Source organism: bacterium (genome assembly GCA_030247525.1).
GTDB lineage: Bacteria > Electryoneota > JAOADG01 > JAOADG01 > JAOADG01 > JAOTSC01.
Map to the genome: position 1 here is coordinate 1 of JAOTSC010000145.1, position 8,068 is coordinate 8,068.

At 46.2% G+C, this 8,068-nt stretch carries 3 protein-coding genes; all 3 read left to right on the plus strand.

Going from position 1 to position 8,068, the window contains the following annotated elements; all coding sequences use genetic code 11:
* Positions 1–81 precede the first annotated feature (81 nt).
* A complete protein-coding gene (locus tag OEM52_11870) occupies positions 82–531 on the plus strand; it encodes a hypothetical protein (GenBank protein MDK9700834.1) in 450 nt (149 codons plus the stop codon).
* A 333-nt stretch (positions 532–864) separates the two neighbouring features.
* Positions 865–4,068 (plus strand): helicase-related protein, encoded by a 3,204-nt coding sequence (locus OEM52_11875; protein ID MDK9700835.1) that lies wholly within the window; start codon positions 865–867, stop codon positions 4,066–4,068.
* A partial coding sequence (locus tag OEM52_11880; protein MDK9700836.1) for an N-6 DNA methylase occupies positions 4,065–8,068 on the plus strand: 4,004 nt, incomplete at its 3' end. The genes OEM52_11875 and OEM52_11880, both read left to right, overlap by 4 nt.

Genomic DNA, 8,068 nt, shown 5'->3' on the forward strand with positions numbered 1-8,068 from the left:
ATATTGGTATGACAAGTGGGTAGAAGAGGTAGAAAACTACTGTATCTCGACTCCATTCGCTACTAAAAGAGGTGTCTGAAAATGGGAAACTCAAAGAAACTAACGGTAAAACTCAATAAAGACATTGCGGTTACTGTAACTCGTGTAGCGATTGGTAGTGATAGGTTGGTCTATCTAATCCTTGCGAACAAGCCATATCACTATTCCTACGGCGATTCTAGAATAGTATATATTGGAACAACAGAGAATGGACTTTCTCGAATAGCTGATAGCGTAGCGGAAAGAGCAAATGAGATACTAAATAATCATGGTATTAACTCAATCACCGTCCGCGTAGTAACATGTAAACCTAGGCAGAAAGTTAAAACCTGGTTTAAGCTGGAAAGTGCTCTTCGCTTAGCCTTCAGACAAATCTATGGTGTTGTACCTTACTACAATGACAAAGGAAAAGTGCAGAAAGAAACGGATGAATTTCAGTATTTTGCTTTAGAAAGAATGAAAAATATCATTAAGAAATTTGAAGGTAGTTGATATGTTCGTGAGCTATGATTCACATGTCTAGGACTTTTTCGGAATCCGAACTTGAACTTGCCACCCTCGATTGGTTTAAATCGCAAGGGTACAATGTCTTGTTTGGTCCGGATTGCTGATATCCAAACTATCCATCAAACACAAAACTCTGCTAGGGAGTGGTTGGATGATTAGTCGAATGGATGCACAGTATCATTTCCCCAAGACCCCTTAAGATATTGGTCTATGCAGAGGATTTCGTTAGATTATCAAATTCTAGTTCATTATCCTTGAATATGTCAAAAAAGACGAAATGGATGCATATCTTTTGTAAGAACAACTCGTGGGAAGCCAATGTCAGAACTACTACCGGGCACACAGGTCAGGGTAAGGGGTCTCTTGTGGGAAGTGATATCCTTCGAACCATCACTTCCACACAGCATTCTATCGCTTCGCGGACTTGAAGGTGGCGTCAAAGGGCAGACCACTGAATATCTGCTACCCTTCGAAAGTGTCGCAAGAATTCAGATTGAGATTACCCCAGACAAGCCTTCCCCAGTTAACAATTGGAACATCTACCACAAAACTTTCTTGCTAGAACAATCCTTCGGTAATGATGCACTTCTCGCAGGTACACCAGGTCGCTTGCAGATTGAGCCCTACCAACTAGTTCCCGTCATTCGTGCACTTCGGTCAAGTCGCGTCCGATTGTTACTTGCTGATTCTGTCGGTCTTGGTAAGACGATTCAAGCGGGGTTAGTACTAACCGGATTGATTGCGCGCCGTATCGCCCACCGAATACTGATTGTTTCCCCTGCTGGTCCCTTGCTGGAACAGTGGAATATGGAAATGCGGGAGCGTTTCGGTTTGAGATTTGAGAAGATTGACCGCTTTTACATCGACTCCCTCAAGCGAAAGATAGAGCTGGGGGCAAACCCATTCGACCAAATTCAATTCGGATTGGCATCACTGGATTTCCTAAAACAGGAGCGGATGCTGGAGTATTTGGAACGTTCCAACTACGACATCATTGTTATTGACGAAGTCCATCACTGCACTGATAACGGTGACTTGAACGACCGTGAGGGTTCGCAACGTCGTCGGTTAGCAGAGATACTTTCTCGTCGGTCTGATGCTTTATTACTTCTTACTGCCACACCCCATGACGGTAACGACCGTTCCTTTGCTTCCATCTGCGAATTGCTTGATTCGTCTTTAGTTGATGGTCGTGGTGACCTTCGCGGTAACAACTACATGAAGCATGTTATCCGTCGCTTAAAGAAACATATCGTTGACCCAGTTACTAAAGAACAGAAGTTCCAAGAACGCAAAGTTAAACCTGTTCCGGTTTCTGCATCCAATCGTGTAGCACCCCATTTCGTTGAACTGCACAAATCGATTCTTGAACTCATCGTCCCTATGCTAACGGAAGCGTTCAAGAAAAAGCAATACAGCGATGTTCTCGCATTCTTTACCCTGTTGAAGCGTAGTGTCTCCACTGTCGAAGCGTGTCGTTCCACACTTAACACAATTCTCGAACGATTGCAGACGGGTGTTAGCGAATCGTCTCTGTCATTGGACGAAAAACGACAACGGCAAAAGACCCTACGTGACTTTCAAAAACGGATGGAGCGGTACGGTAGCCTGAGTGCCGAAGAAGAAATCGAGCAGGAGCGTATCGCCATCGATGACCTTACAGCCCAGTTAGCCCAGTTGCAAAAAGACATCCGCTCCGGTTCCAGATTTCTTTCCAAGCGAACCAGTGTCGTCGAAGCTTTACAGGAGCTTGCTAGTCTAGCAGACAATGCCGTCAATGAAGATATAAAAATCATGTCCTTGATTGATGAAATCAGACAGGTTCGAACTGAGGAACCAGACAGCAATATCATCATCTATACCGAATTCACTGACAGTCAAGCTGCTGTCGTTCGGGCACTCAACAAAGCTAGTGTCGGAACGATTATTCAAATGAGCGGTGAAGATTCTGATAAAGACCGCTCTAAAATCACTGAACGGTTTCGTACAGAAAGTCCGCTGATACTGGTCAGTACTGACGCTGCTGCTGAAGGTTTGAACTTGCATCAGAAGTGCCACCACCTGATTCACTTAGAACTACCCTTTAACCCGAATCGCCTTGAACAACGTAACGGACGTATTGACCGCTACGGTCAAAAGTATGAACCCATCGTGCGATACCTGTTCCTGAAACGGAGCTTTGAGGAACGCATCCTGTGGCGTTTGATACAGAAGTATGAACGGCAACGTGCGAAATTGACCTTTGTACCGAATACGCTTGGCAATGTCAACATGTCCGACAATTTCCCCGAACGATTGTTATCGGGACTTGTTGATTCTGAAACCCAATTGTTCGATGTGGAAGCAGAACCGAACGAGTATGTGTCTGGCAATGAGAATGACGGTGCCGATGTAGCGACCAAAGAACTATTGGAAGAAATCGACCGAAGCTTTAACGACTACTTGAGCAAAGCTAAAAACAATTCGTGGCTGGGCGATGTCGGTGCGAATGCAGATGAAGGGTCTCTTTTAGATGCCGAAACCGCTCGTCGTAAAGGTCGCAATCTTAGTGATGTGAATCTACTGTCATTCCTTTCCGATGCTGTCCGGTTGGAAGGTGGAAGGATAAAGCAAAGCCCCTCCCATCCCGCCGTAATTGAATTAGAGTTGCCGCATGAATGGCGCAACATTCCCGAAGACACCGTTGGTTACGAAGCATCGACACGTACTATCCGATTGACCAGTAATGTCGATGTAATGAATGACGACAACAATCACGCAGTCGGTTTCTTGGGACGTGCCCACCCCTTAGTACGAATCGCATTGGATAAAATGCGTCGGCTTTCCTATGGTAGTGACAGCAATCTGCAAGATGTCCGCGCCAGTGCCGTAGAAGGTGATGTTACTGAACCGACATTGCTATTTACTTTCCTTGGTCGTGTCAACAGCCAAGCCCGTCGGGAATTGGAACAGGTTGTTGCGGTTCGTATCAATGCCACCGGTCAATCGGAGTACTTCTCTACTCCAGATCAATGGATGAAGTTTGCGGATGTCGAACGGGGAATCCGATTGACAGATGTCTACTCGAATCATTTTTCATCATGGTATAACTCGGCATTGGATTCCGCTAAAGCGCAAGCAAAATTGAATCTGCAACCAGTAGTGGAGAAGTTCAGTAAGGATTGGTTGAGCGAACTGGAAGTCGAAAAGCAGGAACAGGAACGGTGGCTCCGATTGCGGACGAATGAAATCACCGGTACTGTTATCGAAGCTGCCACCCAGACTGGATTGTTCGATAGTTCGACATCGCAAACATCTATCGGGAACGACCCCTCATGGCAAAGCCTCACCGACCCGCTGGAGCGGTTGGCAAGATTTGCTACCGACAAGTCAAATCATCTACGGTCACGTAGTGAAGCGGATGGCGTCCTGAGAATTTATCGGAAACGGATGGAAGATTTGACTGCTCGGATGGCGTTACAACCCTCAGAAGTGTTCCACCTCGGTGTATTGATGATTCTGCCGAAGGGGGTGCAATCATGAGTTTACGTCTGAACGATTGCGAAATTACCGGACCGGCATTTCCACCTCAGTTTGTACAGTTTGAACTGGAAAATCTGCTGACCAAGAAGAATCTGTTGCCGAAAACAACTGGCGCAGACGGAGAAATTCTCAAGCAAAAGTGGGAGTCGTTCCGTCGCAAATTGCGAGAACTGGGTTCACTAAGTGGCAGTATCCGTGTACAACATCATGTCATTGAGCCGTTACAATCTCGCTTGGGATACACCAGTATCGAGCGAGTAGCTGAAGGTGTGTTTACATCGTTGAAAGAACCTGAAGACGGCGGGTTCCAGCTTATTGACGAAACAACCGCAACTCGACTTAGGTTCTGGACGACGGAGATAAATACTGATATCGAATCACCATCCCGTAAAAATGATGCATACCGCTACAGCTATCTCCAAGTTGCCAAGCGTGTCTTGTATGCGACTGGGGAGCGTTTTGCATTATTGACCAACGGTTCGAAACTGTACTTGTTGTTGGATGACCCGGCACGAAAAGAAAGCCGCATCATTTTCGATTTGGATGAGTGGAGAAAACAACGTGATGTACCCGACTCTTATCGACTGCTGATAGCGCTGGCAAGTCCTGCCGGACTAAAGTATCTGCCGGAACTGATTGAACAGGCGCGGCTCCAGCAATCACGGGTCACCAAAGATTTACGAATTCAGGCACGGCAAGCCATCGAGCAGTTCATTCAGACGGTGCTGGAACACCCTGAAAATCGCGAGTACTTCTCCCAGATAGAAGACAAGAATCAACTTGCCAAACTGCTCTGGAAAGAGGGGTTGGTGCTTGTCTATCGCCTATTGTTCATCCTGAAAACGGAATCCAGCGAAAATCTCGCTCAGCAGTTCAGCTTTACATCTTCTCGTATCTGGCGGGAAACTTACTCTCCATCTCATCTACTGGCGGACCTTGCAACAAAGCAACTCGATGGACAAGAGACCGGTGAAATGTTGGAGGGGGGGCTCCGTCAACTTTTCCGCATGTTTGTCGAGGGAATCGAAAGCAAGGAACTGAATGTCAAGCCGCTTGGTGGTGCACTGTTCGGCAAGGAAGTCACGCCGATTCTAAGCGAAATCAAATGGGGCGAACGTGCCGTTGCATTGTTGCTGAAAAATCTATTGTGGACACCACGTCGAAAAAATAGCGACATCGTACAGCGGGTGCATTACGGTTCACTGGATGTAGAAGAGTTGGGACGGGTCTACGAAGCGTTATTGGAATTGGAACCGGGGATAGCACCGGAAACCATGTGCCGCTTGCGAAGGCAGAAACTCGAAGTGGTGGTTCCGTTGGCACAAGGGGAGCGTTACCGCGCAGTAGCCCCAGTTTTGGATGTAACGGAAAGTGATACCGAAGAAGAAGAGGAACCAGAAGAGCCAGAAGAAGCCGAAGAGGAAACCTCCAGCCGCAAGAAAGTGAAAGTGGAGTGGATAGAAGAAATCCCTGCGGAAAAGTTCTATTTACGGGTCGGTATTGGTCGGAAAGCGACCGGTTCGTACTACACCCCTCATTCGTTCGTGAAATTTCTGGTGCAGGAAACATTGACGCCACTGATTCAGGAACGTAGTCCGAAGGAGGACCCGCACCCCGCTGAATTACTGAAATTGAAAATACTTGACCCTGCCATGGGTAGTGGTCACTTCCTGGTGGAGGCGTGTCGCTTCCTGGGGACGGCGTTGTATGAAGCGGTACGAACCTGCGATGAACGGGCGGCGAAAGCGGAAGCGAATACCGAAGTAAAATCCGATGCTGTCGCACGGGAAAAAGCACAACGGGATGCTGACGAGTATCGGCAACGGATTTACGCACTGCCCATCGAATCCGATGCTTTGATGCAGTATCTGCCCAGTCACTCTCCGACTGCCCATGAGACCGATGTAGCGCCAAAGAAAGCGATTGCCCTCTGTATGCGGTTGGTAGCGGTACATTGCCTATATGGGGTCGATTTGAATCCGCTCGCGGTCGAATTGGCGAAGTTGGCACTGTGGCTCGAGACCCAATCGGAGGGTTTACCACTGACGTTCATGGACCACCGGCTTGTGGTGGGAAATTCGCTAACAGGTCCCTTCTTCGAACATCTGCTCACGTACCCCGGTAACAAACAACCGCTAGATGACTTGTTCGGCAAGGGACTGCGGGAAAAGCTCTCGCTGACCTTGGAAAAAGCGTTGGTACTGAACCGGAAGTTGGAAGAAAATATCGGATTCGAGACGTCGGATATCACAGCCAAAGAGAGCTTGGCGAAAGAACTCGAACAGGCACTGGCACCATTCCTGGCATTGGCGGCGGCGTGGTCGGGCGGGGTGATGTTAGGTCGGAATGGGTGTGATGATTCCGCATATCAGGAGTTGGTGAAAGAAGTTGCCGAGACCGGCACGCTTCCTGTCGTATTACCGGAATCTCTGCGAAAAATGATGGCGTTGGGGTTAGGGGTTGCGTTGGTGCCTGAGGATGGTGGCGAAGTGGTCGCATTGATTACGAGCGGGGAAACAAAACCAGCATTCTCCTACGACCTGCAATTTGCTGAAGTGTTCTATCCACAGGGTCTGCTCACCGAACGTCGTGGCTTTGATGTAGTGCTAGGGAATCCGCCGTGGGACCAACTTTTACCACTTGCAAAAACATTTTTCGCTTCTTTTGACTTTGAAATACTAAACACAAAATCAAAGAAAGACAGTAATGCAATCCAAAATCTTTTACTTCTTGATAGTAATGTAAATGAAATATACGAGAGTTATTTACTCGGATTCTATGGAAATGAGCACATATTTAATCGATTGTACAAGTATCAAATCGTAGAAATTGGTGGAGAAAAAACAATTGGTAAGCCTGATGCTTTTCGTCTGTTTATGGAAAAAGCTTCATGTATTCTCTGTTCGAATGCGTTTGTAGGACTTGTGATTCCTTCTACTTTTCATGCGAACGAAGGTGCTACTGGTATTCGGAAGTTATACTTAGAACATATGTCTCTGAAAAAGTGTTTGTCCTTCGAAAACACTAAGAAGTTGTTTGAAATTCATCCTAGTTTTAAGTTTGCCACCATCGTTGCATCTACACTTGGACAAACAACAGATTTTGATTGCGCGTTTTATCTGCAAGACTATTCACGTCTATTTGAAGACAAGAAATTGCTATTGAAATATTCGCTCGATTTTGTGCAAAGGACCGCACCCGATTACTTAAATCTCTTAGAACTCGAAAATGATGAGGATTTAAACGTTATAGAACAATGTTATTTATCAAGTGTCTCTTTCAAACATCACTGTGATTCTTCTAAAATCCTTCTTGGAAGAGAACTTAACATCACGGATGATATTGAAAGATTTTCACCGACATCAACTGTGATAGATGAGTCCTTAGACCCACGTACACCTGAAATTGCTTGTGAATTACTCAACCAAGGTTTTTTAACGCTTCATGAAGGAAAGACGTTTCATCAATTTACTGATAGGTGGGAAGAACGCCCACGTTTTCTTGTTAATGTCGCTAAGTTAAAAGACAAATCTATTTGGATTAACAGAGCTCGACATTACTCTATGACATATCGGAAAATTGCAAGTGCTACGAATGAAAGAACATCAATTTTTTCCATCTTGCCAGCTGGAACAATTAATAGTGATAATGCTCCACTAGATAAAAATGCTGATAAACATCCATTCTATTTTTCACTGCTGACACTTGCAATTGGAAATACATATTCATTCGATTTTTGTCTTCGATTGCGTACTGCCTCATGCGTAAACAAGTTTATTCTTGATAGTACACCTTTTCCAAAAGTTCCAATAGTATTTTCTTCACATTCCGCACTCCGCCTAGCTTGTAGCCACGAAGGGTACTTGCCGTTATGGAAGGAACAGGTCGGCGAGGAGTGGCGGGAATCGAAAGCACCACTAACTTTCCCAGTACTTGCCAGTGATGATGAGCGGTGGGACGTTCGTGCCGCCATTGATGCGGTCGTTGCACAGGCGTATGG

What these genes read in the sequence shown, in the direction of transcription:
- OEM52_11870 (MDK9700834.1), top strand. Translation starts at nt 82, where the DNA reads ATGGGAAACTCAAAGAAACTAACGGTAAAACTCAATAAAGACATTGCG.
- OEM52_11875 (MDK9700835.1), top strand. Translation starts at nt 865, where the DNA reads ATGTCAGAACTACTACCGGGCACACAGGTCAGGGTAAGGGGTCTCTTG.